Origin of the sequence: Streptomyces sp. NPDC052225 (assembly GCF_040679615.1) — a bacterium.
Lineage (GTDB): Bacteria > Actinomycetota > Actinomycetes > Streptomycetales > Streptomycetaceae > Streptomyces.
On sequence record NZ_JBFAVD010000021.1, the window covers coordinates 67,304 to 90,566 of the forward strand.

The 23,263-nt window shown below is 71.2% G+C and carries 22 protein-coding genes; 17 read left to right on the forward strand and 5 right to left on the reverse strand.

Going from position 1 to position 23,263, the window contains the following annotated elements; all coding sequences use genetic code 11:
* Positions 1-48 precede the first annotated feature (48 nt).
* The 5 genes from AB0L37_RS27215 to AB0L37_RS27235 all read left to right on the forward strand — a co-directional run bounded on the left by AB0L37_RS27215 (position 49) and on the right by AB0L37_RS27235 (position 5,805).
* A complete protein-coding gene (locus tag AB0L37_RS27215) occupies positions 49-1,689 on the forward strand; it encodes an ABC transporter substrate-binding protein (RefSeq protein WP_365510676.1) in 1,641 nt (546 codons plus the stop codon).
* Between the two features lie 61 nt (positions 1,690-1,750).
* Positions 1,751-2,674: an ABC transporter permease gene (locus tag AB0L37_RS27220; RefSeq protein WP_365510679.1), complete on the forward strand. Its 924-nt coding sequence runs from the start codon at positions 1,751-1,753 to the stop codon at positions 2,672-2,674.
* Positions 2,667-3,683 (forward strand): ABC transporter permease, encoded by a 1,017-nt coding sequence (locus AB0L37_RS27225; protein WP_365510682.1) that lies wholly within the window; start codon positions 2,667-2,669, stop codon positions 3,681-3,683. Before AB0L37_RS27220 ends, AB0L37_RS27225 begins: the two co-directional genes overlap by 8 nt.
* A 6-nt stretch (positions 3,684-3,689) precedes the next feature.
* Positions 3,690-4,673, forward strand: a complete 984-nt coding sequence (locus AB0L37_RS27230) for an ABC transporter ATP-binding protein (protein ID WP_365510685.1) — start codon at positions 3,690-3,692, stop codon at positions 4,671-4,673.
* Positions 4,660-5,805 carry a dipeptide ABC transporter ATP-binding protein gene (locus AB0L37_RS27235; RefSeq protein ID WP_365510687.1) on the forward strand — a complete coding sequence of 382 codons (1,146 nt, stop codon included), beginning with the start codon at positions 4,660-4,662 and terminating at the stop codon, positions 5,803-5,805. The genes AB0L37_RS27230 and AB0L37_RS27235 overlap by 14 nt, the downstream gene beginning before the upstream one ends.
* A gap of 132 nt (positions 5,806-5,937) precedes the next feature.
* Here the strand turns inward: AB0L37_RS27235 and AB0L37_RS27240 are convergent, their stop codons facing one another.
* Positions 5,938-8,052, reverse strand: coding sequence for a prolyl oligopeptidase family serine peptidase (locus tag AB0L37_RS27240; protein WP_365510690.1), 2,115 nt, complete (start codon positions 8,050-8,052; stop codon positions 5,938-5,940).
* 177 nt (positions 8,053-8,229) lie between these two features.
* Between AB0L37_RS27240 and AB0L37_RS27245 the strand changes: the two genes are divergently transcribed.
* The 8 genes from AB0L37_RS27245 (at position 8,230) to AB0L37_RS27280 (ending at position 15,716) form a co-directional block, all read left to right on the forward strand.
* Complete coding sequence (locus AB0L37_RS27245) at positions 8,230-8,424, forward strand: hypothetical protein (RefSeq protein WP_365510693.1); 195 nt, start codon at positions 8,230-8,232, stop codon at positions 8,422-8,424.
* Between the two features lie 37 nt (positions 8,425-8,461).
* On the forward strand, positions 8,462-9,388 hold the full coding sequence (gene mshB / locus AB0L37_RS27250; RefSeq protein ID WP_365510696.1) for an N-acetyl-1-D-myo-inositol-2-amino-2-deoxy-alpha-D-glucopyranoside deacetylase: 927 nt from the start codon (positions 8,462-8,464) through the stop codon (positions 9,386-9,388).
* Positions 9,389-9,474: 86 nt separating this feature from the next.
* The gene (locus AB0L37_RS27255) at positions 9,475-9,852 is read left to right on the forward strand and encodes a DUF6113 family protein (RefSeq protein ID WP_365510904.1); all 378 of its coding nucleotides are present in this window, start codon (positions 9,475-9,477) and stop codon (positions 9,850-9,852) included.
* Between the two features lie 153 nt (positions 9,853-10,005).
* Positions 10,006-12,159 carry a hypothetical protein gene (locus AB0L37_RS27260; RefSeq protein ID WP_365510698.1) on the forward strand — a complete coding sequence of 718 codons (2,154 nt, stop codon included), beginning with the start codon at positions 10,006-10,008 and terminating at the stop codon, positions 12,157-12,159.
* Between the two features lie 107 nt (positions 12,160-12,266).
* Positions 12,267-13,175 (forward strand): ABC transporter ATP-binding protein, encoded by a 909-nt coding sequence (locus AB0L37_RS27265; RefSeq protein WP_365510701.1) that lies wholly within the window; start codon positions 12,267-12,269, stop codon positions 13,173-13,175.
* A gap of 14 nt (positions 13,176-13,189) precedes the next feature.
* A complete protein-coding gene (locus AB0L37_RS27270) occupies positions 13,190-13,933 on the forward strand; it encodes an ABC transporter permease (protein WP_365510906.1) in 744 nt (247 codons plus the stop codon).
* Positions 13,930-15,096, forward strand: coding sequence for a sensor histidine kinase (locus AB0L37_RS27275; protein WP_365510704.1), 1,167 nt, complete (start codon positions 13,930-13,932; stop codon positions 15,094-15,096). The genes AB0L37_RS27270 and AB0L37_RS27275 overlap by 4 nt, the downstream gene beginning before the upstream one ends.
* Positions 15,093-15,716, forward strand: a complete 624-nt coding sequence (locus AB0L37_RS27280; protein WP_365510707.1) for a response regulator transcription factor — start codon at positions 15,093-15,095, stop codon at positions 15,714-15,716. Before AB0L37_RS27275 ends, AB0L37_RS27280 begins: the two co-directional genes overlap by 4 nt.
* A 109-nt stretch (positions 15,717-15,825) precedes the next feature.
* Here AB0L37_RS27280 and AB0L37_RS27285 read toward each other — a convergent pair whose 3' ends face one another.
* Both AB0L37_RS27285 and AB0L37_RS27290 read right to left on the reverse strand, forming a co-directional pair.
* Positions 15,826-16,668: a transglutaminase-like domain-containing protein gene (locus AB0L37_RS27285; RefSeq protein WP_365510710.1), complete on the reverse strand. Its 843-nt coding sequence runs from the start codon at positions 16,666-16,668 to the stop codon at positions 15,826-15,828.
* A 37-nt stretch (positions 16,669-16,705) separates the two neighbouring features.
* The gene (locus AB0L37_RS27290; protein WP_365510713.1) at positions 16,706-17,710 is read right to left on the reverse strand and encodes a GNAT family N-acetyltransferase; all 1,005 of its coding nucleotides are present in this window, start codon (positions 17,708-17,710) and stop codon (positions 16,706-16,708) included.
* A gap of 140 nt (positions 17,711-17,850) precedes the next feature.
* Between AB0L37_RS27290 and fdxA the strand changes: the two genes are divergently transcribed.
* Both fdxA and AB0L37_RS27300 read left to right on the forward strand, forming a co-directional pair.
* Positions 17,851-18,171, forward strand: coding sequence for a ferredoxin (gene fdxA / locus AB0L37_RS27295; RefSeq protein ID WP_111666449.1), 321 nt, complete (start codon positions 17,851-17,853; stop codon positions 18,169-18,171).
* Positions 18,172-18,274: 103 nt separating this feature from the next.
* Positions 18,275-19,378, forward strand: coding sequence for a bifunctional succinyldiaminopimelate transaminase/glutamate-prephenate aminotransferase (locus tag AB0L37_RS27300; protein ID WP_365510716.1), 1,104 nt, complete (start codon positions 18,275-18,277; stop codon positions 19,376-19,378).
* Positions 19,379-19,519: 141 nt separating this feature from the next.
* On the opposite strand, the gene AB0L37_RS27305 is transcribed toward AB0L37_RS27300, so the two are convergent.
* Both AB0L37_RS27305 and AB0L37_RS27310 read right to left on the reverse strand, forming a co-directional pair.
* Positions 19,520-20,005, reverse strand: coding sequence for an ATP-binding protein (locus tag AB0L37_RS27305; protein ID WP_365510719.1), 486 nt, complete (start codon positions 20,003-20,005; stop codon positions 19,520-19,522).
* 312 nt (positions 20,006-20,317) lie between these two features.
* Positions 20,318-21,256 (reverse strand): heavy metal transporter, encoded by a 939-nt coding sequence (locus AB0L37_RS27310; RefSeq protein ID WP_365510722.1) that lies wholly within the window; start codon positions 21,254-21,256, stop codon positions 20,318-20,320.
* A 71-nt stretch (positions 21,257-21,327) separates the two neighbouring features.
* On the opposite strand from AB0L37_RS27310, the gene dapE reads away from it, so the two are divergent.
* Together dapE and AB0L37_RS27320 are read left to right on the forward strand one after the other, a co-directional pair.
* The gene (dapE, locus tag AB0L37_RS27315) at positions 21,328-22,410 is read left to right on the forward strand and encodes a succinyl-diaminopimelate desuccinylase (RefSeq protein WP_365510724.1); all 1,083 of its coding nucleotides are present in this window, start codon (positions 21,328-21,330) and stop codon (positions 22,408-22,410) included.
* A gap of 102 nt (positions 22,411-22,512) precedes the next feature.
* A complete protein-coding gene (locus AB0L37_RS27320) occupies positions 22,513-23,262 on the forward strand; it encodes a TIGR00730 family Rossman fold protein (protein ID WP_365510727.1) in 750 nt (249 codons plus the stop codon).
* The last annotated feature ends 1 nt before the right edge of the window (position 23,263 follow it).

A 23,263-nucleotide genomic window follows, 5' to 3' on the forward strand; every position in this document is an offset into this window, starting at 1 on the left:
AGGCGTACGTGTCACGTGATCGACGAGTCGGTAATGAGGAGGCACTCCATGCGTGGAGCCACGCACGCCAAGTGGGCCGCGGCCGCGGCCGCCGTAGCCCTGACGGCGACAGCCTGCGGAGGCGGCGGTGACAGCGGGGGCGGCGGCGGTGGTGGTGACGGCTCCGGTGTCGTGCGCTCCTCGTGGGGTGACCCGCAGAACCCGCTCGAGCCCGCGAACACCAACGAGGTGCAGGGCGGCAAGGTCCTCGACATGATCTTCCGCGGCCTGAAGCGGTACAACCCGAAGACGGGTGCCGCCGAGGACATGCTGGCGGAGAAGATCGACACCTCCGACCAGATGAACTACACGATCACGGTCAAGGACGGCTGGACCTTCTCCAACGGCGAGAAGGTCACCGCGAAGTCCTTCGTGGACGCCTGGAACTACGGCGCGAGCCTGAAGAACAACCAGAAGAACGCGTACTTCTTCGGGTACATCGAGGGCTACGACAAGGTGCACCCGGACTCCGGCAGCCAGTCGGCCGACACCCTCTCCGGCCTGAAGGTCACCGGCGACAACACCTTCACGGTCAAGCTCAACCAGAAGTTCTCCACCTGGCCCGACACCCTCGGCTACGCGGCCTTCGCGCCGCTGCCGAAGGCGTTCTTCGACGACCACGACGCCTGGGTCAGCAAGCCGGTCGGCAACGGCCCGTACACCGTGGACTCGTACCAAAAGGGCTCCCAGATGTCCCTGCGCAAGTGGGACAAGTACCCGGGCGACGACAAGGCGCAGAACGGCGGCGTGGACCTGAAGGTCTACACCGACAACAACACCGCCTACACCGACCTGACGGCGGGCAACCTCGACCTCGTCGACGACGTCCCCGCCTCGCAGCTCAAGAACGTGGAGAGCGACCTCAACGGCCGCTACATCAACACCCCGGCCGGCATCATCCAGACGCTCGCCTTCCCGTTCTACGACGACGACTGGAACAAGGCGAACAGCGACAAGGTCCGCCAGGGCCTGTCCATGGCGATCAACCGCAAGCAGATCACCGAGACGATCTTCGCCAAGACCCGCACGCCCGCCACCGACTGGACCTCGCCCGTGCTCGGCGAGGACGGCGGCTACAAGGAAGGGCTGTGCGGCAAGTACTGCGACTACAACCCGGCCGAGGCCAAGAAGCTGGTCGCGGAGGGCGGTGGGCTGCCGAACGGGCAGGTCACCATCGGGTACAACGCCGACACCGGCAGCCACAAGGAGTGGGTGGACGCGGTCTGCAACTCCATCAACAACGCCCTGGACAACGACAAGGCCTGCGTCGGCTCGCCCACCGGTACGTTCGCGGACTTCCGCAACAAGATCACCGACAAGAAGATGACGGGCCCGTTCCGCGCCGGCTGGCAGATGGACTACCCGCTCATCCAGAACTTCCTCCAGCCGCTGTACTACACCAACGCCTCGTCCAACGACGGGCACTGGTCCAACAATGAGTTCGACTCGCTCGTCGACAAGGCGAACGGCGAGGCCGACCAGGCCACCGCGGTCAAGACGTTCCAGCAGGCCCAGGAGGTCGTCCGGGACAACATGGCCGCCATCCCGCTCTGGTACCAGAACGGCAGCGCCGGCTACTCGGACAAGGTCTCCAACGTCTCGCTGAACCCGTTCAGCGTTCCGGTCTACAACGAGATCAAGGTCAACTGACGCCCGGGGAGCGGCAGTTGACGCTGCCGCTCCCACGGCCCGACCCCGAACCGGAGCCCTCATGGGACGTTATGTGATCCGGCGGCTGCTCCAGATGATCCCCGTGTTCATCGGGGCGACGCTGCTGATCTTCCTGATGGTCAACGTCATGGGCGACCCCATCGCGGGCCTGTGCGGCGACCGGGCCTGCGACCCCGCGACGGAGGCCCAGCTCAAGACCGAGTACGGCCTCGACAAGCCCGTCTGGCAGCAATACCTCACGTACATGGGGAACGTCTTCACCGGCGACTTCGGCACCGCGTTCAACGGGCAGAAGGTCACCGAGCTGATGTCGAGCGCGTTCCCGGTCACCATCCGGCTGACCATCGTGGCCATCCTGTTCGAGATCGTCGTGGGCATCACGCTCGGTGTCATCACCGGCCTCAAGCGCGGCCGCCCCATCGACAGCACGGTGCTGCTCCTGACGCTCGTCGTGATCTCCGTGCCGACGTTCGTCACCGGTCTGCTGCTCCAGCTGCTGCTCGGTGTCCAACTGGGCTGGATCAACCCGGCCGTGTCCACCGAGGCGCCGTTCAGCGAACTGATCGTGCCGGGCCTGGTGCTCGCCTCGGTCTCCCTGGCGTACGTGACCCGGCTGACCCGCACCTCGATCGCCGAGAACAAGCGTGCCGACTACGTCCGCACCGCCATCGCCAAGGGCCTGCCCCGGCGCCGCGTCATCACCCGGCACCTGCTGCGCAACTCCCTGATCCCGGTGGTCACCTTCATCGGCGCCGACGTCGGCGCCCTGATGGGCGGCGCCATCGTCACCGAGCGCATCTTCAACATCCACGGCGTCGGCTACCAGCTCTACCAGGGCATCCTCCGCCAGAACACCCAGACCGTGGTCGGCTTCGTGACCATCCTCGTCCTGGTGTTCCTGGCGGTGAACCTGATCGTCGACCTCCTGTACGCCGTACTCGACCCGAGGATCCGCTATGCCTGAACCCGAGCAGCCACAGCCCTCGTCCTGGTCCGGCGGCGGACGGGCGCCCGAGGACGGAGCCATCGCCGCGACCGGCATGGGCGGCGCGATGGACCTCGCCACCAGCGAGGGCACGGCCCTGGAGGGCGGGACCGGCGGCCCGTCCGGCACGGGCCCCTCGGACAAGCCGCGCAGCCTGTGGTCCGACGCCTGGCGGGACCTGCGCCGCAACCCGATCTTCATCATCTCGGGCCTGATCATCGCCTTCCTGGTGCTCATCTCGATCTGGCCGCAGCTGATCGCCTCCGGCAACCCGCTCTCCTGCGACCTGGCCAAGGCACAGCAGGGCTCCCAGCCCGGCCACCCCTTCGGCTTCGACGGCCAGGGCTGCGACGTCTACACGCGCACCGTGTACGGCGCCCGCAACTCGATCACCGTCGGCGTCTGCGCCACGGTCGGCGTCTCGCTCCTCGGCTCCGTCCTCGGCGGACTCGCGGGCTTCTTCGGCGGGGTGTGGGACGCGATCCTCTCCCGTATCACCGACATCTTCTTCGCCATCCCCGTCGTCCTCGGCGGTCTGGTGCTCCTGTCGGTCGTCACCAGCAACACCGTCTGGCCCGTCATCGGCTTCATGGTGCTGCTCGGCTGGCCCCAGATCTCCCGCATCGCGCGCGGCTCGGTCATCACGGCCAAACAGAACGACTACGTGCAGGCGGCCCGCGCGCTGGGCGCCTCCAACTCGCGGATGCTGCTGCGGCACATCACGCCGAACGCGGTCGCGCCGGTCATCGTCGTCGGCACCATCGCGCTCGGTACGTACATCGCGCTCGAGGCGACGCTCTCGTACCTGGGTGTCGGTCTGAAGCCGCCGGCGGTCAGCTGGGGCATCGACATCTCGGCGGCCTCGGCGTACATCCGCAACGCCCCGCACATGCTGCTGTGGCCGGCCGGTGCGCTGGCGATCACGGTGCTCGCGTTCATCATGCTCGGCGACGCGGTGCGCGACGCCCTCGACCCCAAGCTGAGGTAGCCGACCATGCCGCTGCTCGAAGTACGCGATCTGCACGTCGAGTTCCGCACCCGGGAGGGTGTCGCCAAAGCCGTCAACGGCGTCAACTACACGGTCGACGAGGGCGAGACCCTCGCCGTGCTCGGCGAGTCCGGGTCCGGCAAGTCCGTCACCGCCCAGGCCGTCATGGGCATCCTCGACGTCCCGCCCGGGAAGATCGCCGGCGGCGAGATCCTCTTCAAGGGCCGGGACCTGCTGAAGCTGAAGGAGGAGGAGCGCAGGAAGGTCCGCGGCGCCGAGATGGCGATGATCTTCCAGGACGCGCTGTCCTCCCTCAACCCCGTCCTCTCGGTCGGTGAACAGATCGGCGAACTGTTCGTCGTCCACAAGGGGACGTCGCGGAAGGAGGGGAAGGCGAAGGCCATCGAGCTGATGGACCGGGTGCGCATCCCCGCCGCGAAGGAACGGGTCGGCCAGTACCCGCACCAGTTCTCCGGCGGTATGCGCCAGCGCATCATGATCGCGATGGCGCTCGCGCTCGAACCCGACCTGATCATCGCCGACGAGCCGACCACCGCCCTCGACGTCACCGTCCAGGCCCAGGTCATGGACCTGCTCGCGGAGTTGCAGCGCGAGCTCAACATGGGCCTCATCCTCATCACGCACGACCTGGGCGTCGTCGCCGACGTCGCCGACAAGATCGCGGTCATGTACGCGGGGCGCATCGTCGAGCAGGCGCCGGTCCACGAGATCTACAAGGCGCCCGCCCACCCGTACACCAAGGGCCTGTTGGAGTCGATCCCGCGCCTGGACCAGAAGGGCCAGGAGCTGTTCGCCATCAAGGGTCTGCCGCCCAACCTCATGAACATCCCGCCCGGCTGCGCCTTCAACCCGCGCTGCCCGATGGCCCAGGACGTGTGCCGCACCGACGTCCCGCCGCTCGCGAAGGTCTCCGAAGAGCGCCGCAGTGCCTGCCACTTCTGGAAGGAGACGCTCGATGCCGCACAGTGAACACGTCAGCAAGGACGACCTGAAGCGTGAGGGCGAGATCGCCGAGCACCTCCTCCACAAGGCGCAGGCCGAGTCCTCGTACGCGAAGAACGGCTCGGCCTCCGGGCACGAACCCCTCCTGGAAGTACGGGGGTTGGTAAAGCACTACCCGCTCACCCGGGGCGTCGTCATCAAGAAGCAGGTCGGCGCGGTCAAGGCCGTCGACGGCGTGGACTTCGACCTCGGACAGGGCGAGACGCTCGGCATCGTCGGCGAGTCCGGCTGCGGCAAGTCGACCGTCGCCAAGATGCTGGTCAACCTGGAGCGCCCCACGGCGGGCCAGATCAAGTACAAGGGCGAGGACATCACCACGCTCTCCGGCCGCGCCCTCAAGGCCGTGCGCCGCAACATCCAGATGGTGTTCCAGGACCCCTACACGTCCCTGAACCCCCGGATGACGGTCGGCGACATCATCGGCGAGCCGTACGAGATCCATCCCGAGGTCGCGCCGAAGGGCGACCGCAGGAAGCGGGTCCAGGAACTCCTCGACGTGGTCGGCCTCAACCCCGAGTACATCAACCGCTACCCGCACCAGTTCTCCGGCGGCCAGCGCCAACGCATCGGTATCGCACGGGGGTTGGCGCTGCGCCCCGAGATCATCGTCGCCGACGAGCCGGTCTCCGCGCTCGACGTGTCGGTGCAGGCGCAGGTGGTCAACCTCCTGGAGCGCCTCCAGGACGAGTTCGACCTGTCGTACGTCTTCATTGCGCACGACCTGTCCATCGTGCGGCACATCTCCGACCGGGTCGGCGTCATGTACCTCGGGCGCATCGTCGAGATCGGCTCCGACGCCGAGATCTACGAGCATCCGACGCACCCCTACACGCAGGCGCTGCTCTCCGCCGTCCCCGTCCCCGACCCGCAGGCGCGCGAGCACCGGGAGCGGATCATCCTCACCGGCGACGTGCCCTCGCCCGCCAACCCGCCCTCCGGCTGCCGCTTCCGCACCCGCTGCTGGAAGGCGCAGCAGCGCTGCGAGGACGAGGTGCCCGAGCTGGCCGTGCCCGCCGTGTTCCGCATCGGCGACAGCCCGGCCAAGCACCCGTCGGCCTGCCACTTCGCCGAGGAGAAGCAGGTCGTCCCGACGGAGTGACCGTCTTTACACGCAGGCAACTCGGCGGAAGCGGCGCCGATATACGAACGGACCAAGGTGTGCGGTGTACGGCCGTGCGGGTGCCGTGGACCGGGTCGGAGCGCGCCATGTCGCTCCGGCCCGGTCGCCGTCTCAGTCGAGCCTCAACGACCGCTTCAGGAAGTCGACCTGGAGCAGCAGCAGGTTCTCGGCGACCTGCTCCTGCGGCGTCATGTGCGTGACCCCGGACAGCGGAAGCACCTCGTGCGGCCGGCCGTCGGCGAGCAGCGCGGAGCTGAGCCGCAGCGCGTGCGCCACGACCACGTTGTCGTCGGCGAGGCCGTGCACGATGAGCATCGGCCGGTGCTGCCCGGCCGCCTCCGACAGACCGTCGTCCGTCACCAGGGAGCTCTTCGCGTACGTTTCCGGGGACGCCGCCGGATCACCCAGGTACCGCTCCGTGTAGTGCGTGTCGTACAGCCGCCAGTCCGTCACCGGGGCGCCCGCGATGCCCGCGTGGAAGACGTCGGGGCGGCGCAGCACGGCCAGCGCGGAGAGGTAACCGCCGTAACTCCAGCCGCGCATCGCCACTTTGGAGAGGTCGAGCGGGAACCGGTCGGCGAGCGCGTGCAGCGCCGCGACCTGGTCGTCGAGGGTGAGGGTGAAGTCGCCGCGGACCGCCTTCTCGCGGCCGGGGGAGATGCCGGGGGTACCCCGGCCGTCGGCGACGATCACCGCGAAGCCCTGGTCGGCGAACCACTGCGAGGTCAGATACGCGTGGTGCGCCGCGACCACACGCTGGCCGTGCGGGCCGCCGTAGGGGTCCATCAGGACCGGCAGCGGGCCGTCCCCCTCCTCGTACGACGTCGGCAGCAGGACGGCGCACGGGATGCCGTCCGCCTCGGTGAGGGTCACACGCGGGGTGAGCCGCGGGTCCTCGGCGTGCGAGACGATCTCGGCGACGTGCTTGCCGTCGCGTTCCACGCGCACCCGGGCGCCGGGGGAGTCGAGCGTCGCCGAGACGAGGACCGTGACGTCGCCGGAGCGGACGGCCGAGTGCACGCCGGGCTCGGTGGTCAGACGCTGCACGCCCAGTTCGTTGACGCGGTACACGTGCACCTCACCGGTCTCCGGCGACTCGGCGTCCGCGCCCGCCGACGCCGACACGAGGACGTCGCCCGCGCCCACGTCGAGCACCGCCCGGACATGCAACTGCGGTCCGGTCAGCGGGCGTTCGCCCACCGCGAGGACCCGCGCGCCGCCCTCGTCGGCGATCCGCACGAGCTGTCCGCTCGGCGACCAGCACGGCACGCCGGGCAGCAGCTCCAGCCACTGGTCGTCCTCGTCGGCGTGCACCATCCGCGTCGAGCCGTCGTCCGGGTCGACCGCCAGGTACAGCGCGCTGAGCTGGTCGCGGGCCTGGACGAGGATCAGCGGGGCGCCGTCCGCAGACCAGTGCACGCGGGCCAGGTACGGGTACGCGGACCGGTTCCAGTTGATCTCGGTGCGGCTGCCGTCGAGGGCGTACGCGAACAGCCGCACCTCGGCGTTGGGCGTGCCCGCCGCCGGATAGGCGGTGTGCGCGGGCTCCCGGTCCGGGTGCGCCGGGTCGGCGATCCACCAGCGGTTCACGTCCGCGTCGTCGGCGCGGGCCACGAGCAGCCGGTCCGAGCCGGGCGACCACCAGTAGCCGCGCGAGCGGGACATCTCCTCGGCCGCGATGAACTCCGCGAGCCCGTACGTCACCGTCTCCGACTCCGGCGACGCGAGCACCCGGTCACCGTCGCCCTCCGCGCCGACGACCCGCAGGGCGCCCTGCGCGACGTACGCGATGTGCCGGCCGTCGGGGGAGGGGCGGGGGTCCAACACCGGCCCGTGGGCGGGGAGTTCACGCGCGGTACCGGCCCGCAGCTCGGCCGTGAACAGCCGCCCCGACAGGGCGAACGCCGCCAGCTCGGCCGCGGCGTCGGTCGCGTAGCCCACGATGCCCGCGCCGCCCTCCCGGCTGCGCTCGCGCCGCGCCCGCTCCTGCGCCGAGAGGCGCTCCGCCGCGCCGCCGAGGAGCGCCACCGGGTCGGCTGCGACGCGTTCCTGACCGCTCGTCACGTCGAGCACCCACAGCGCGTTGGCCCGGTCGGTCCCCGAGCTCGACCGCAGAAACACGACCCGCTCCCCGTCGGGCGCCACGGTGAACGCCCGCGGCGCCCCCAACGAGAAGCGCTGCGTCCGCGCGTGCCGACGGGGGAAGGAGTACGTCTCGGAGGTCATCCCAGAAGACTAGGACGTCAAAGGGGCATGCGCCCCCGCGCGCTCCCCGCCGCATCCGTGCTCCCGGTGCGTGACTCATGCGTGGCGACGGATAGTTATGATTCGTAGCGCTGCGTGGGTATGAGTCGGTCGGGGGTGACCTCGACCGGCCCCTGATCACTTTGGAGGAGGACCGCTGTGGCACTTTCGATCTCGGCCGTGGTGCTGTTCGCGATCATCGTCTTCATCCTGATCAAGAAGTCCGGCCTGAAGGCGGGGCACGCGATCGTCTGCGTGCTCCTCGGCTTCTATCTGGCGAGCTCCTCCGTCGCCCCCACGATCACGGAGCTGACGACGAACGTCGCCGGCATGATCGGCGACATCAAGTTCTAGCGGTAGCCGCTCGCCGAGAGGGTTCTAGGCTGGGGGCATGACGGAACTGCCCGACCGGCGTCTGCTCCTCGTGCACGCGCACCCCGACGACGAGTCGATCAACAACGGCGCCACCATGGCCAGGTACGCGGCCGACGGCGTCCACGTCACGCTCGTGACCTGCACCCTCGGCGAAGAGGGCGAGGTCATTCCGGATGAACTCGCCCATCTCGCGCCGGACCGGGAGAACCTTCTCGGACCGCACCGGATCGGCGAGTTGGCCGCCGCCATGGAGGAACTCGGTGTCACCGACCACCGCTTCCTCGGCGGCCCGGGCCGCTACCGCGACTCCGGAATGATGGGCGTCGAGCAGAACGGGCGGCCCGGCGCCTTCTGGTCCGCCGATCTCGACGAGGCCGCCGCCCACCTCGTCGCCGTCATCCGCGAGATCCGCCCGCAGGTCCTGGTCACGTACGACCCGGACGGCGGCTACGGCCACCCCGACCACATCCAGGCGCACCGCGTCGCGATGCGTGCCGCCGACCTCGCCGCCGAGACCGCCTTCCGCCGCGACCTCGGAGAGCCGCACACGATCTCCAAGATCTACTGGAACCGCGTGCCGCGCACGGTCGTCGAGGAGCGCTTCCGCCGCCTCGCGGACGTGCTCGACACCACACCCTTCGGCGTCGCCGCGGTCGTCGGTGACGTACCGGGCGTCGTCGACGACGAGCGCGTCACCGCGGAGATCGACGGCCGCGCGTACGCCGCGCGGAAGGCCGCCGCGATGGCCGCGCACGCCACTCAGGTCGACGTCGCCGACGGGCCGGAGGGTTTCAGGGTCTTCGCGCTGTCGAACGCGCTGGCACAGCCGCTGTTCGACACCGAGTACTACGAGTTGGTGCGGGGCGAGCCCGGATCGGCGTACGAGAAGGACCTGTTCGAGGGCATCGAGGGCCTCGACGGCACCGAGGGAGCGCGCGCGTGATGAGCAGCGGTGGCAACGGGCGGGCCGCGGCGGCCTCCGGCAAGGGCGGCGCGACCCCGGTCCAGCAGGTCGACCTGCCCTTCAGCATGAGCGGCTTCTCGGCAGGACGGGCCGGCGTCCTCCTCGTCCTCTTCGTGCTCGGCGCCGGTGCGGGGGCCGCGGGCGCACTCGTCCAAGGGGGCTGGTTCCCGGGCGGTTTGCTCCTGGCGCTGCTCGGCGCGGCCGGCCTCTTCCACGGCGGCGCCCGGCTGACCCGCGGCAGATCCGGGGCCCTCGCACCCGCCGCGGGCTGGGTCGTCGCGGTCGTCCTGCTGACCGCGAGCCGGCCCGAGGGCGACTTCCTGTTCGGCGCCGGCCTCGGCTCGTACGTCTTCCTCCTCGGAGGGATGACCGTGGCTGTGATGTGCGCCACCCTTGGACTTCCGCGGCAACCACCCGCGTCCGCCGCCCGACTTGGGAAGTGACGTCGCACTTATTACCAGCACCCCTGGTCCTCCGCACGGGATTCACCATCCGTCACACAGTGACTTCCGGCGGCGGCCAGTATGGTGGTGCGCGCCGCCGAGCAGCCCGCGCGAGGTCGAGACGGGCGGCGGAGCCAACCGGGAGAACCTGCTTTGAGTCGTGAAACTGACAGTTCGTCCTCCGGGCCCCAGGGGCGCGGCGCTGCCGCCTACCCGTCGGGGACGCCTCCGTACGGAACGTCCGCGCAGGGCCCGACGTCCGGCGATGCCGACCCGCTTGGCCAGGGGCCCGCGGGCGAGCAGAGCGCCCCGGACGCACCCAAGACCGAGACCACGCTGACGACGCGGATCCGGATCAACATCCCCGGGTCCCGGCCGATCCCGCCAGTCGTGATGCGTACGCCGATGAGCGACGTCGACGGCAAGTCCGAGGGCGCGGCCGACAACGGCGCGCAGACCCCGCAGTCCGCTCAGGCGGCCCAGTCCGCTCAGTCGGCTCCGTCGGCCGGGCGTGCCTCGGCCCTGTCCGCCTACGCGGACGGCGCGACGGAGACCGGACCCGGCCCCGCCGCGGCCTCCGTCGCCGACGAGCCCGAGGCCAAGCCGGTCCGCGAGGAGAAGACCAGCGACTGGTTCGCCCCGCGCAAGCCGTCGTCCCCGAGCCCGCGCGGCGGCGCCGCCGCCAACGGGGCGGGTGCCGCGGCCTCCACCGGCGGCCCGAACACCGGCGGCCCGACCCCCGGCGCTCCGACGCCCGGTGGCCCCGGTGCGCGCGGTCCCATGACCCCGCCGCCCGGTCCGAACGGCAGCCCCAACGGAGGCTCCCCGTCCGGCACTTCGGGCGGTCCCGCCGGTGGCTCCTCCGGCGGCTTCGACGTGACCGGCGCGCTGGCCGCGGGCCCGCTCGGCGGCCCGGCCCCGCGCGCCCAGCGCCCCGACGGCCAGGGCGGCGACCTCCCCTACTTCTCCGGCGGCGCGGACGCCGGCGCCCCGCGTCCCGGCGGGCCGAACGGTCCGGCAGGTCCCACGACGGGGCCCGCCACCGGCGACGGCCCGATGGTGCCGCCGAGCGCGCCCAACCCGCTGGTCGGCGGCGCGCAGACCCCGCCCCGGATGAGCGACGACACCGCGATCCTGACCCCGCAGAAGCCGGCCCCGGACCACGGCGCCGCGGGGGGCAACGTCTCGGGGGACACGCTCACCAGCGGCATCCCCGTCGTCCCGCAGGCAGGGCAGGGCCACGGCCCCGGTTCGCCGTTCTCCCCCGCGGGGCCCGGCACCGCCCCCTCGCCGCACACCCCGCCGAAGCTGCCGGACCCGGTGCAGACCGCACCGGCCGCGGCCCCCGCGAAGAAGAAGAAGGGCCGCAGCAAGCTGGTCCTGCTCGGCGCGGGCGTCGTCGGCGTGGCCGGCGTCGCGTACGGCGCGGGCCTCCTGATGAACCACTCGGACGTGCCGAAGGGCACCACCGTCCTCGGCGTCGACATCGGCGGCGGCACCCGCGACGAGGCGGCCGCCAAGCTGGACGACGCCCTGCACAAGCGCACCGAGCAGGCCCTCAAGCTCCAGGTCGACGGCGAGACGGTCGCCCTCAAGCCGGACCAGGCGGGCCTGTCCCTGGACAGCGCCGCCACCGTGTCCGCCGCCGCGGGCAGCGACTACAACCCGGTCTCCGTGATCGGCTCGCTGTTCGGCAACGAACGGGTCGTCGAGCCGGTCATGCCCGTCGACGAGGAGAAGCTCGCCGCCGCCCTGGAGCGGGCGGCCGGCGGCGCCGCGGCCTCCGGTGACGGCACGATCAAGTTCGTCCCGGGCAAGGCCGTCCCCGTCTACGGCAAGACCGGCAAGGGCATCGACGTCGACAAGTCGACGGCCGCGGTCGCGGAGGCGTACAGGGCACAGGTCGAGACGGGCGCGACCACGCCGGTCCGGGTGGCCACCACGACGCGCGAGCCCACGGTCTCGAACGCCGAGGTCGACCGGAAGATGAAGCAGTTCGCCGAGCCCGCGATGTCCGGTCTGATCACGATCAAGGCGGGCCCGACCGCGTCCATCCAGTTCGGCCCGGACAAGTCGCTGCCCAAGATCCTCGGGATGAAGGCGGTCGACGGCAAGCTCGTCGAGACGTACGACCTTCAGGCCCTCAAGGCGCTCTACGGCAACACCTTCGACGGCGTCCTGATCACGCGCGGCACCGGCAAGAAGACCCCGGTGCAGCCCACGGACGTCGCCCAGGCGATGGCCAAGGCACTGCTCGGCAAGACGCCGGCCGAGCGCGTCGCCACGATCGAGACGAACCCCGGCTAGAGCCCGTCCCTCAGGGCTTCCCCGCAGGTCCCGCATGACATCCGTCATGCGGGACCCGCGACGCGTGACACTGCCGCGCACCGCCGCCCACCGGCGACGATGACGTCATGAACACCACCGCAGCGGTCACCTTCACCGGGGTGACGAAGACCTACGGCACCGTGAAGGCGGTCGACGGCCTCAGCCTCGACCTGCACCCGGGCGAGACCGTCGCCCTCCTCGGCCCCAACGGCGCGGGCAAGTCCACCACCCTCGACCTGCTGCTCGGCCTGCGCCCGGCCGACACCGGTGACGTCACCGTCTTCGGCACGAGCCCGCGGGACGCCATCGTCGCGGGCCGCGTCGGCGCCATGCTCCAGAGCGGCGGCCTGATGGACGAGGTGACCGTGCGCGAACTCGTCCAGCTCGCCTGCGCCCTGCACCCCAAGCCGTACAAGCCCGGCGACGTGCTGGCCCGCGCCGGCATCACCCAGATCGCCGACCGCAAGGTCAACAAGCTCTCCGGCGGCCAGGAGCAGCGCGTCCGCTTCGCCCTCGCCACCGCGGGCGACAGCGATCTGATCGTCCTCGACGAGCCGACCACGGGCATGGACGTCACCGCGCGCCAGGCGTTCTGGGCGACCATGCGCGAGCAGGCCGACCAGGGCCGTACGGTCCTCTTCGCCACGCACTACCTGGAGGAGGCGGACGCGATCGCCGACCGCGTCCTCGTGCTGCACCGCGGCCGGCTCCTCGCCGACGGCACCGCGGCCGAGATCAAGGCGAAGGCGGGCGCCCGCAAGGTCTCCTTCGACCTGGAGGGCGAGATCGACGCCGCCGCCGTCAGGGCGCTGCCGTTCCTCACCGCCGTCGACATCAGCGGCCAGACCGTCCGCATCCAGTCCACCGACGCCGACGCGACCGTGCACGCGCTGTACGCGCTCGGCGTCTACCCCCGCAACCTCGAAGTCGCCGGACTCGGCCTTGAGCAGGCGTTCGTGGCGATCACCGAAGCCGAGGAGGCCAAGGTCCGATGAATGGCATGAACGGCATGTACAGCCTGATCAGGCTGGAACTCGTGCGCGCCCTGCGCAACAAGAAGTTCCTGTTCTTCTCCGTGATCTACCCGTCGGTCCTGTTCCTCCTGATCGCGGGTCAGTCCACGACCTCGGACATCGTCACGGGCACCGGCGGCCTGAACCTCGCCGCGTTCATGATGGTCTCCATGGCCTCCTTCGGCGCGCTCACCGCCGTCCTGATGGGCAACAGCGAGCGCATCGCGAAGGAGCGGGAGAGCGGCTGGGTACGGCAGTTGAGGCTCACCACGCTGCCGGGGCGCGGCTACGTCCTCGCCAAGACGGCGAGCGCCGCGGTGGTCTCCCTGCCCTCGATCGTCGTCGTCTTCGTCGTGGCCGCGCTCTTCAAGGACGTACGGTTCGACGCCTGGCAGTGGCTCGCGCTGACCGGCGCGATCTGGGCCGGCAGCCTCTGCTTCGCCGCCCTCGGTGTCGCCATCGGCTACGTCGCGTCCGGCGACGCCGTCCGCCCCATCACGATGATCGTCTACTTCGGCCTGTCGATCCTCGGCGGCCTGTGGATGCCGACCACGTCCTTCCCCGGCTGGCTCCAGAACGTCGCCAAGTGGCTGCCCACGCACGCGTACGCTGCCCTAGGCCAGGCCATCGAGCTGGGCAACGCCCCGCACGCCAAGGACGTCGCGCTGATCGTCGCGTACTTCCTGCTCTTCGCGGGCGGCGCGGCCTGGCTGTACCGGAAGGACACGTTGAAGGCGTGAGCGGGACGCGACAGGACGTGGGGGACGTGGGGATCGGCCGGGCGCCGGAGAGCCGCCGCGAGTTCGTGGTGAAGCTGCTGTGGATCGGCATGTGGCTGATCTTCCTCGGCGCCCCCGTCGACGACCTCCTCGACGGCGCCCACACCCCCGCGGGCACCTTCTGGGGCTGGACCGGCCTCGCCGTCTTCACGCTCACGTACGTGGTCCTCGTCTTCCGGCACACCAGCACACCGCTGGCCCGCACCGTCGTGTACGTGATCCTCGCGGCCCTGCCCGCCCTCGCCACGGCCCTGTCCCTCACGCTGGGCGAGCCGTGGCTGGTCCTGTTCGTGTACGTCGCCGTGTCCTGCGGCGCGGTCCTGCCGATACGGCAGGCGCGGGCCATGATCCTCGCGTCGACCGCCGTGATGGTCGCCATCGCGCTCGGGCTCGGCGCGGGCCCCGACCTCGACCTCGTCTTCCCCGCGCTGCTCGGCGGCTTCTCGATGACCGGCGTACGGCAACTGGTGCGCACGACCAGGGAGCTGCGTGAGGCGCGGGCGCGTGTCGCCCAGCTCGCCGCGAGCGAGGAACGGCTGCGCCTCGCCCGCGACCTGCACGATCTGCTCGGCCACTCCCTCTCGCTGATCACCCTCAAGAGCGAACTCGCCGGGCGGATGCTGCCCGGCCACCCGGACAAGGCCGCGGATCAGGTCGCCGACATCGAGAAGGTCAGCCGGCAGGCCCTGGTCGACGTGCGCGAGGCCGTCACCGGCTACCGACGGCCCCGCCTGGCCACCGAACTCGCGGGCGCCCAGGCCGCGTTGACGGCCGCCGGCATCGCCGCGGAGGTGCCCGCCGAGACCCCCGTGCTGCCCGAGGCGCAGGAGGCGGCGCTCGCCTGGACGCTGCGCGAGGCCGTCACCAACGTCGTACGGCACAGCCGCGCACGGCACTGCGTCGTGGACGTCACCCGCCGCGAGACCCTCGGCGGGCCGCTCGTCGAGCTGACCGTCGAGGACGACGGCCGCGGCCCCGCCGGCACCTCCGCGGGCAACGGCCTGACCGGCCTCGCCGAACGCCTCGCCGAGGTCGGCGGCACCCTGGAGACCGGCGCCGCGCGCGGCCGCGGCTTCCACCTGGTGGCCCGGGTCCCGGCAGGATCCGTAGGATCCGCCGCATGAGCCCGGAGAACACGACGATCAGGGTGCTGCTCGCCGAGGACCAGTCGATGGTGCGCGAGGCGCTCGCGGCGCTGCTCGGCCTGGAGCCGGACATCGAGGTCGTCGCCCAGGCCGCGCGCGGCGACGAGGTCCTCGCGGCGGCCCGCGCGCACGCGGTGGACGTGGCGCTCCTCGACATCGAGATGCCGGGCTGTACGGGCATCGAGGCGGCGGCCCAACTGCGCGCCGAACTCCCGGATTTGAAGGTCGTCGTGCTCACCACGTTCGGCCGGCCCGGCTATCTGCGCAGCGCCATGGAGGCGGGCGCGGCCGCGTTCCTCGTCAAGGACGCCCCGGCGGCGCAGCTCGCGGACGCCGTCCGCAAGGTCCTCGCGGGGGAGCGCGTCATCGACCCGACCCTCGCGGCGGCGGCGCTGGCCGAGGGGGCGAACCCCCTCACGGACCGCGAGCGCGAGGTGCTGCGCGCGGCGGCGGACGGCCGCACCAACGCCGAACTGGCCCACGCCCTGAACCTCTCCCAGGGCACGGTCCGCAACTACCTCTCCGTCGCGATCCAGAAACTGGCGGTCCGCAATCGGGCGGAGGCGGTCACCCGAGCGCGAGAGAAGGGCTGGCTGTAGAGCGCCCCGCCAGGGGCGCGGGGAACGGCGCGAGCAACCCACGACAAGCCGCGGACGCGTCTGCTCGTGCACCGAGCAGACGCGTCCGCGGCCTTTCTGTGACTGGGCGTCAGTTCAACCTGGCCCGAGCCGCAACAGCCTGCCCGCGCACCTGCTCAGCCGCGGCGGCGTCAACCGCCTCGACCACCTCCGCGTACGCCTCCAACTCCACGGCCCCCGTCACGAAATCCCCCCGCTGAACCAACAGCTGGGCCCGCTCATAGCGCAACCGCGCCGGATGCGACGGCAGCAGCAGCGACAACTCCACGGCCCACAGCGACACATCGGACCGCTCGGGCCGCGTCGCCGCCCACGCCCGTACGTTGTTCAGGATCCGCAGCACGACCTCCAGCGGGTCGGCGGGCGTGAGCATCGACGGGTCCAGCGGCGCCCCCGTCGCCCCGGCCACGAGCAGCTCCGTGTCGGGCCCGCTGAGCACCCGGCCCCCGGCGAACGGATCGGCGAGCACCTGCTCCTCCGGAGGCCCAAAGCCGACGACGAAGTGACCCGGCAGCGCGACCCCGTAGACCGGCGCCCCGGCCCGCCGCGCGACCTCCATCCACACCACCGAGAGCAGGATCGGCAGCCCGCGCCGCCGCCGTACGACCTCGTGCAGCAGCGACGACTCCAGACGCTGGTAGTCGCCGGGCGTCCCGTGGAAGCCGAGCCGCGCGCCGAGCAGCTCGCTCAGCGCGGTGGCCCAGGACCGCGGCCCGCCGGGACGGAACGGCAGCCGCCCGGCCAGCTCGTCCAGTTCGATCTCCACGGCGTCCATGCCTGCCTCGTCGAGCGCGCCGTCCGCCTGCGCCGCGAGCAGCAGGCACAGCTGTGCCAGATCGGGCCGCTCGGCCCGCGCCAGTTCGGCGAACCGACGGCGAAGTTCCGCGGAACGGGGGGAAAGGTGGGGGGACATACGTGGGTCGTGCCCTCTCAGACCGATCGATAGCGGGTCAGCCGCAGCGGCGTTCCGGAGCACGGTAGTGGTGATACGTGTGGTGTGTGGCGAAACCCATCCGGTCGTACAGCGCGCGCGCCCCGTCGTTCTCGGCCTCGACCTGGAGCCAGGCCGCCGACGCGCCCTCGTCGAGGGCCCGTCGCGCGAGCGCCGTCATGACCCGCGTCGCGAGCCCGCTGCGCCGCTGCGCCGGGTCCACCTCGACGGCGGCGAATCCGGCCCACCGCCCGTCGACCACGCACCGCCCGATCGCCGCGGGCACATCGCCCGCGCCGGGCGCGGTCGCGAACCACACCGAGGGACCGGCGCACAGCACCTTCAGCGCGACCTCGTCCGCACCCTTGCGCTGGTACCGCCCGAGCCACGCCTCCCCGGGCTCCCGGCTGAGCACCACCCCGGGGTCGTCCGCCGCGTCCCCGATCGGCGCGAGCGCCGCGATCCGCAGCTCGGCACTGACCTCCCGCGCCCACCCGCGCGCCTCCAGCTCCGCGCAGAGCACTTCCTGCGTCCCCTGCGCCCCGGTCGCCGTCTGCGCGTACGCGGGCAGCCCCCGGTCCCCGTACCACTGCTCCACGTAACGCAGCGCGTCGTCGAGCGGCAGGCCCGGGTCGCCCACGGGCAGCAGCGAGTTGGCCCTGCGCGTGAACCCGGAGGCCGCCCGCAGCTCCCACTCCCCGAGCAGCTCGCGCTCGACGGGCTGCCAGGCCCGCGAGGCGATCCGCGCGAGTTCCGGGTACGTCGCCGAGGGCCCCCGGCGCCGTGCCGGCTCGGCCGGCACGACCTTCCCGGCGACCAGCGACGACGCGTCGATCGCGACGCGCTCGCCGTTCCGTCGTGTGATGAGCAGCACACCGTCGTTCCACGATGTGAGAACTCCGACCGTGTCGGTGAACTTCCGACCCGCGGGCCCCTCTTCACTCACCCGTCGCACGGAGACACGTTTTCCCACGTCAGCGCCGGTGATACGGACCTCGAGCCGTCCGCCCGCAGTGAATTCCACAGCTCGGTCCACCCCTCCTGTTCGGATCATGCCCAGGAACGGAGATACTAGGGGCGGGCATCGACGACGCCGCGCTCCCGCGCGCCAGGCGGCGGAGCCTGTGGAGGCCCGCCAGCGCCCTATCGAGGAGGAACGACAGCGTGACCTACGTCATCGCGCAGCCTTGTGTCGACGTCAAGGACAAGGCGTGCATCGAGGAGTGCCCGGTCGACTGCATCTACGAGGGCTCCCGGTCCTTGTACATCCACCCGGACGAATGCGTCGACTGTGGTGCCTGTGAGCCGGTCTGCCCGGTCGAGGCGATCTTCTACGAGGACGACACTCCGGAGGAGTGGAAGGACTACTACAAGGCGAACGTCGAGTTCTTCGACGAGCTCGGTTCGCCCGGTGGTGCCTCGAAGATGGGCCTGATCGAGAAGGACCACCCGTTCATCGCCGCGCTGCCGCCGCAGAACCAGTAATCCTGCAGTAGCGGTACGCACAGGCGCTGCCCCGGTCCCGTACGGCTTCAACTGCCGTACGGGACCGAGGCATTTGTCCACCACGAGGAAAGTGAGCCGTCAGGTGTCCGCAGTCCCAGCCCCCATCGACCGCATCCCGGCCTTCCCCTGGGACAAGCTGGAGCCGTACAAGAAGACGGCCGCGGCGCACCCGGACGGCATCGTCGACCTCTCCGTCGGCACGCCCGTCGACCCGGTGCCCGAGCTGATCCAGAAGGCGCTGATCGACGCCGCGGACTCGCCGGGCTACCCGACGGTGTGGGGCACCCCGGAACTGCGCGACGCCCTGGTCTCCTGGTGCGAACGCCGCCTCGGCGCCCGCGACTTCACGCACCGCAACGTCCTGCCCGTGGTCGGCTCCAAGGAACTGGTCGCCTGGCTCCCGACGCAGCTGGGCCTCGGCCCGGGCGACAAGGTCGCCTACCCGCGGCTCGCGTACCCGACGTACGAGGTCGGCGCGCGCCTGGCCCGCGCCGAGTACGTCACGTACGACGACCCCACGGACCTGGACCCGGAGGGCATCAAGCTCCTCTGGCTGAACTCCCCGTCGAACCCCACCGGCAAGGTCCTGTCCCAGGAGGACCTGACCCGCATCGTCGCGTGGGCGCGTTCGCACAACATCCTGATCTTCTCGGACGAGTGCTACCTGGAGCTGGGCTGGGAGGCCGACCCGGTCTCGGTCCTGCACCCGGACGTCAACGGCGGTTCGTACGAGGGTCTGGTCGCCGTCCACTCGCTGTCCAAGCGCTCGAACCTGGCCGGGTACCGCGCCGCGTTCATCGCGGGCGACCCGGCGGTTCTCGACCCGCTGCTCCAGATCCGCAAGCACGGCGGCATGATGACGTCGGCCCCGACGCAGGCGGCGGTCGTCGCCGCGCTCGGCGACGACGCCCACGTACAGGAGCAGCGCGAGCGGTACGCGGCCCGCCGCGAGCAGCTGCGTGCGGCTCTCGTGCGGCACGGCTTCCGCATCGAGCACAGCGAGGCGAGCCTGTACCTGTGGGCGACCCGCGACGAGTCCTGCTGGGACACCGTCGCCCACCTCGCGGACCTCGGCATCCTGGTGGCCCCGGGCGACTTCTACGGCGAGGCGGGCAACCAGTTCGTCCGCGTGGCCCTGACAGCAACGGACGAGCGGGTGGCGGCAGCGGTAACCCGCCTGACCTGAGCCCTGACGGCCGGCCTCCGCCGTGAAGCGGCCGCCCCAGCGCCGGGCACTGAGTCGGTAGGCCTCGCGTGCGGCGCAGCAAAAAACCGGGGTGCCCGGAGCTGAACGGCTCCGGGCACCCCGGTTCGGCAAGTGCGGCGGTCAGCCGACCGGCAGACCCTTGACCGGCAGCTGGTCGGTCGGCAGCCCGCCACCGACACCCGGCAGCCCACCCTTGGTGAGCGAGTCGGTGGGCAGCCCGCCACCGGCGACCGGCAGACCGCCCTTGGTCGCCGTCCCGGCCGTCTCACCGACCACGTCACCCGCGCTGCCGGCCAGGTCACCCGCGGCCTTCTGCGCGGCCGGCGTAGCGGTCTTGGCGCCCTTGCCGACCGCCTTGCCCGCCGTCGGCACGGCCTTCTTGACGGTCTTGCTGCCGGTGTCGCCCGCGAGCCCGCTGACGTTCTGAGCCGCACCGTCGACGGTGTCACCCAGGCCCGCACCGTCCAGAGCGGTCAGACCGCCCAGGTTGGGGGCAGCCGGGAGGTCTGCGGCGCTCGCGGAGCCGGCCGCACCGACCACGGGCGCCGCTCCCGCCGCGACGAGCAGCGCGACACGGGCGATCCGGCGGGTCAGGGGGAGGGACATGATGCTCCTTAGACGGGAGAGAACGTTGGCTGTCCGTCCGCCGTTCGGCTCGGGCCGCTCGGCGGTCGGACGCCGTGACAACAGCCCCAAGGCCCAGGAAGGTTGCGGGTCCCCGACGTAAAGGGTTGGCAATGCGTCACATAATCGGCTACGGATAAAAACGGGCAAACACCACCGGTTCCGCAGCCCTGAAAAATCCTTACAGCCCTTTACTGGCAAGGGGTTTGAGGATGACGCCGCATCCTGCGGGGAAAGCCGTCGACGACGTCACCCGGGCATGATCCACGTGCCCCTATCGAGTGATCGCCCGCACTACTGCCCAGTGACGATTCGAACCTCGTCGACCGACGTCGAGGCCTCGGAGCCGGACGCGGCACCGGACTTCGCACCCGCCCTGCGCCATGCATTCCCCCTCTGGCCCGCGCTCCACTCGTGGCCCGCGTAGGAGACACGTTCGATGTGCAACGCGGACGAGTTGGCCACCGCCCACTGCGCCAGCTCCCAGCCGCGCTGCCGCTCCCCGCCCGCCGCGGAGTCCACGGTCGAGGGCACGGGCACGCGGACGGAGCGCCCGCCCCGGGGCGCGGCCGGTGTCACCCCACGGCCGAAGTCCCGTACGAGCGCGCTCTTCACACGCGCGGGATCGCCGGCCTGCGCGCCGTCCGCGCCGCTCGGCCGCCCCTCGCAGGTCAGGGACGCCGCGGCCCGCCCGGTCAGCGAGGCGGCGAGCAGCGTCGCGTCCGGCTCGTGCTTGGCGTACGCCTGCGGGAAGCCGCTGCGCTGCACGCGCTGCGCGGCCACCGTCAGCGGCAGCCGCGAGTAGCCGGGGACCTTCGCCAGATGCGCGTAGAACCGGTCCGCCGCGTACACCGGGTCCATGATCTGCTTCTCGGTGCCCCAGCCCTCCGATGGCCGCTGCTGGAACAGGCCCAGCGAATCCCGGTCACCGTGACGGATGTTGCGCAGCCCCGACTCCTGGAGCGCGGTCGCGAGGGCGATCGTGACGGCCCGCTCGGGCATGCCGCGCGAGGTGCCGACGGCGGAGATCGTCGCCGCGTTCACCGCCTGCTCGGCCGTGAACTCGTAGGACGCCCCGTCCCCGTTGGCCGAGACGACCACGCATCTCGGCGTGCCGCGGCCCCCGGTGGCGTACTGGACGGCCACGTACGCGGCGACGGCGAGCAGCACGACGGCAGCCGCTGCGATACGCAGGAGGCGGCCGCGCCGGACGAGGGTGGGGGGCTCAGGCACGCGTCCAAGGTACTGGAGGCCGCCGTGGACGGGGACAGGCCTGTCCCCGCACGGGATATAGGGTCGACGGCATGGACCGTACGCCGCTTGACCTCACCCAGGACGCCGCCCGCCTCACCGCCCAGCTGGTCGACTTCCCCTCGCCCAGCGGCAGCGAGAAAGAGCTGGCCGACGCCGTGGAGGAGGCCCTGCGCGCCCTGCCGCACCTCACGGTCGACCGGTACGGCAACAACGTGGTGGCGCGCACGCACCTGGGCCGCGCCGAGCGCGTCATCCTCGCCGGTCACATCGACACGGTCCCGATCGCCGACAACGTCCCCTCGCGCCTCGACGAGGACGGCGTCCTGTGGGGCTGCGGCACCAGCGACATGAAGTCGGGCGTCGCGGTCCAGCTCCGTATCGCGCAGACGATCATCGAACCCAACCGCGACCTCACGTTCGTCTTCTACGACAACGAAGAGGTCGCCGCGCACCTGAACGGCCTGGGCCATGTGGCCGACGCGCACCCCGACTGGCTGGAGGGCGACTTCGCCATCCTCCTGGAGGGCACCGAGGGCGAGGTCGAGGGCGGCTGCCAGGGCACGCTGCGCGTCATCCTGAAGACGAAGGGCGAGCGGGCGCACTCCGCGCGCGCGTGGATGGGAAAGAACGCCATTCATGCGGCGTCCCCGATCCTGGAGAAGCTCGCCGCGTACGAGCCGCGCAAGCCGGTCGTCGACGGCCTGGAGTTCCACGAGGGACTCAATGCGGTGCGTATCGAGGGCTTCGTCGCCACGAACGTCATCCCCGACGACTGCGCGGTGACCGTCAACTTCCGCTACGCGCCGGACCGTTCGATGGAGGAGGCCGAGCAGTTCGTCCGCGACTTCTTCGCCGACTGCCCGATCGACGAGTTCATCGTGGACGACCACACAGGTGGCGCCCGGCCCGGCCTCACCCACCCCGTGGCGGCCGCTTTCATGGCCGCCGTCGGCGGCGAGGCACGCCCCAAGTTCGGCTGGACGGACGTCTCCCGCTTCAGCGCGCTCGGCGTCCCCGCGGTGAACTACGGACCCGGCAACCCGATCTACGCCCACAAGATCGACGAGCGCGTCGACACCGCGCTCATCCTGGAAGCGGAGAAGCGCCTCGCCGCATGGCTCACGGCTTCCTGATCCTCCGACGCCTGATACGCCGAGGTCCCTCGTATGTAACCCGCGTAGACCTACCCTTGCTCTACGTAAGCGCGTGATACCTGCGCATGGAGGGAGCAGACGATGAGCAACCCGGAGGGCAAGCGACGTCCTGTGGAGCAGCGGACGGGGCCGGTGGTCCGGCGCCGCGATCAGGTGCAGCCCGGGACGAGTGACCAGCGTCTGCTCGACACCGAAGGGCCCTCGGGCTGGGTCCACACCGATCCGTGGCGGGTGCTGCGCATCCAGTCGGAGTTCATCGAGGGCTTCGGCACCCTGGCCGAACTGCCGCCCGCGATCAGCGTGTTCGGCTCCGCCCGTACGCCGGTGGACTCACCGGAGTACGCGGCGGGCGTCGCCATCGGCAAGGCCCTCGTGGAGGCCGGGTTCGCGGTCATCACGGGCGGCGGCCCCGGCGCCATGCAGGCCGCCAACCAGGGCGCCGTGGAGGCCAAGGGCATCTCGGTCGGCCTCGGCATCGAGCTGCCCTTCGAGCAGGGCCTCAACCCGTACGTCGACCTGGGCCTCAACTTCCGCTACTTCTTCGTGCGGAAGACGATGTTCGTCAAGTACGCGCAGGGTTTCGTGGTCCTGCCCGGCGGCCTCGGCACGCTGGACGAGCTCTTCGAAGCGCTCACCCTCGTCCAGACCACGAAGGTGACCCGCTTCCCGATCGTCCTCTTCGGTACGCAGTACTGGAGCGGCCTGGTCGACTGGCTCAAGGACACGGTGATCGCCCAGGGCAAGGCCAGCGAGGCCGACCTGCTGCTCTTCCACGTCACGGACGACGTGGAGGAGGCGATCACGCTGGTCACCAAGGAGACCGGCAAGTAGC

What these genes read in the sequence shown, in the direction of transcription:
- AB0L37_RS27235 (WP_365510687.1), top strand. Translation starts at nt 4,660, where the DNA reads ATGCCGCACAGTGAACACGTCAGCAAGGACGACCTGAAGCGTGAGGGC.
- AB0L37_RS27320 (WP_365510727.1), top strand. Translation starts at nt 22,513, where the DNA reads ATGAGCAACCCGGAGGGCAAGCGACGTCCTGTGGAGCAGCGGACGGGG.
- dapE (WP_365510724.1), top strand. Translation starts at nt 21,328, where the DNA reads ATGGACCGTACGCCGCTTGACCTCACCCAGGACGCCGCCCGCCTCACC.
- AB0L37_RS27255 (WP_365510904.1), top strand. Translation starts at nt 9,475, where the DNA reads ATGAGCGGCTTCTCGGCAGGACGGGCCGGCGTCCTCCTCGTCCTCTTC.
- AB0L37_RS27215 (WP_365510676.1), top strand. Translation starts at nt 49, where the DNA reads ATGCGTGGAGCCACGCACGCCAAGTGGGCCGCGGCCGCGGCCGCCGTA.
- AB0L37_RS27270 (WP_365510906.1), top strand. Translation starts at nt 13,190, where the DNA reads ATGTACAGCCTGATCAGGCTGGAACTCGTGCGCGCCCTGCGCAACAAG.
- AB0L37_RS27305 (WP_365510719.1), bottom strand. Translation starts at nt 20,005, where the DNA reads ATGTCCCTCCCCCTGACCCGCCGGATCGCCCGTGTCGCGCTGCTCGTC.
- mshB (WP_365510696.1), top strand. Translation starts at nt 8,462, where the DNA reads ATGACGGAACTGCCCGACCGGCGTCTGCTCCTCGTGCACGCGCACCCC.
- AB0L37_RS27220 (WP_365510679.1), top strand. Translation starts at nt 1,751, where the DNA reads ATGGGACGTTATGTGATCCGGCGGCTGCTCCAGATGATCCCCGTGTTC.
- AB0L37_RS27225 (WP_365510682.1), top strand. Translation starts at nt 2,667, where the DNA reads ATGCCTGAACCCGAGCAGCCACAGCCCTCGTCCTGGTCCGGCGGCGGA.
- AB0L37_RS27230 (WP_365510685.1), top strand. Translation starts at nt 3,690, where the DNA reads ATGCCGCTGCTCGAAGTACGCGATCTGCACGTCGAGTTCCGCACCCGG.
- AB0L37_RS27285 (WP_365510710.1), bottom strand. Translation starts at nt 16,668, where the DNA reads ATGTCCCCCCACCTTTCCCCCCGTTCCGCGGAACTTCGCCGTCGGTTC.
- AB0L37_RS27265 (WP_365510701.1), top strand. Translation starts at nt 12,267, where the DNA reads ATGAACACCACCGCAGCGGTCACCTTCACCGGGGTGACGAAGACCTAC.
- AB0L37_RS27240 (WP_365510690.1), bottom strand. Translation starts at nt 8,052, where the DNA reads ATGACCTCCGAGACGTACTCCTTCCCCCGTCGGCACGCGCGGACGCAG.
- AB0L37_RS27280 (WP_365510707.1), top strand. Translation starts at nt 15,093, where the DNA reads ATGAGCCCGGAGAACACGACGATCAGGGTGCTGCTCGCCGAGGACCAG.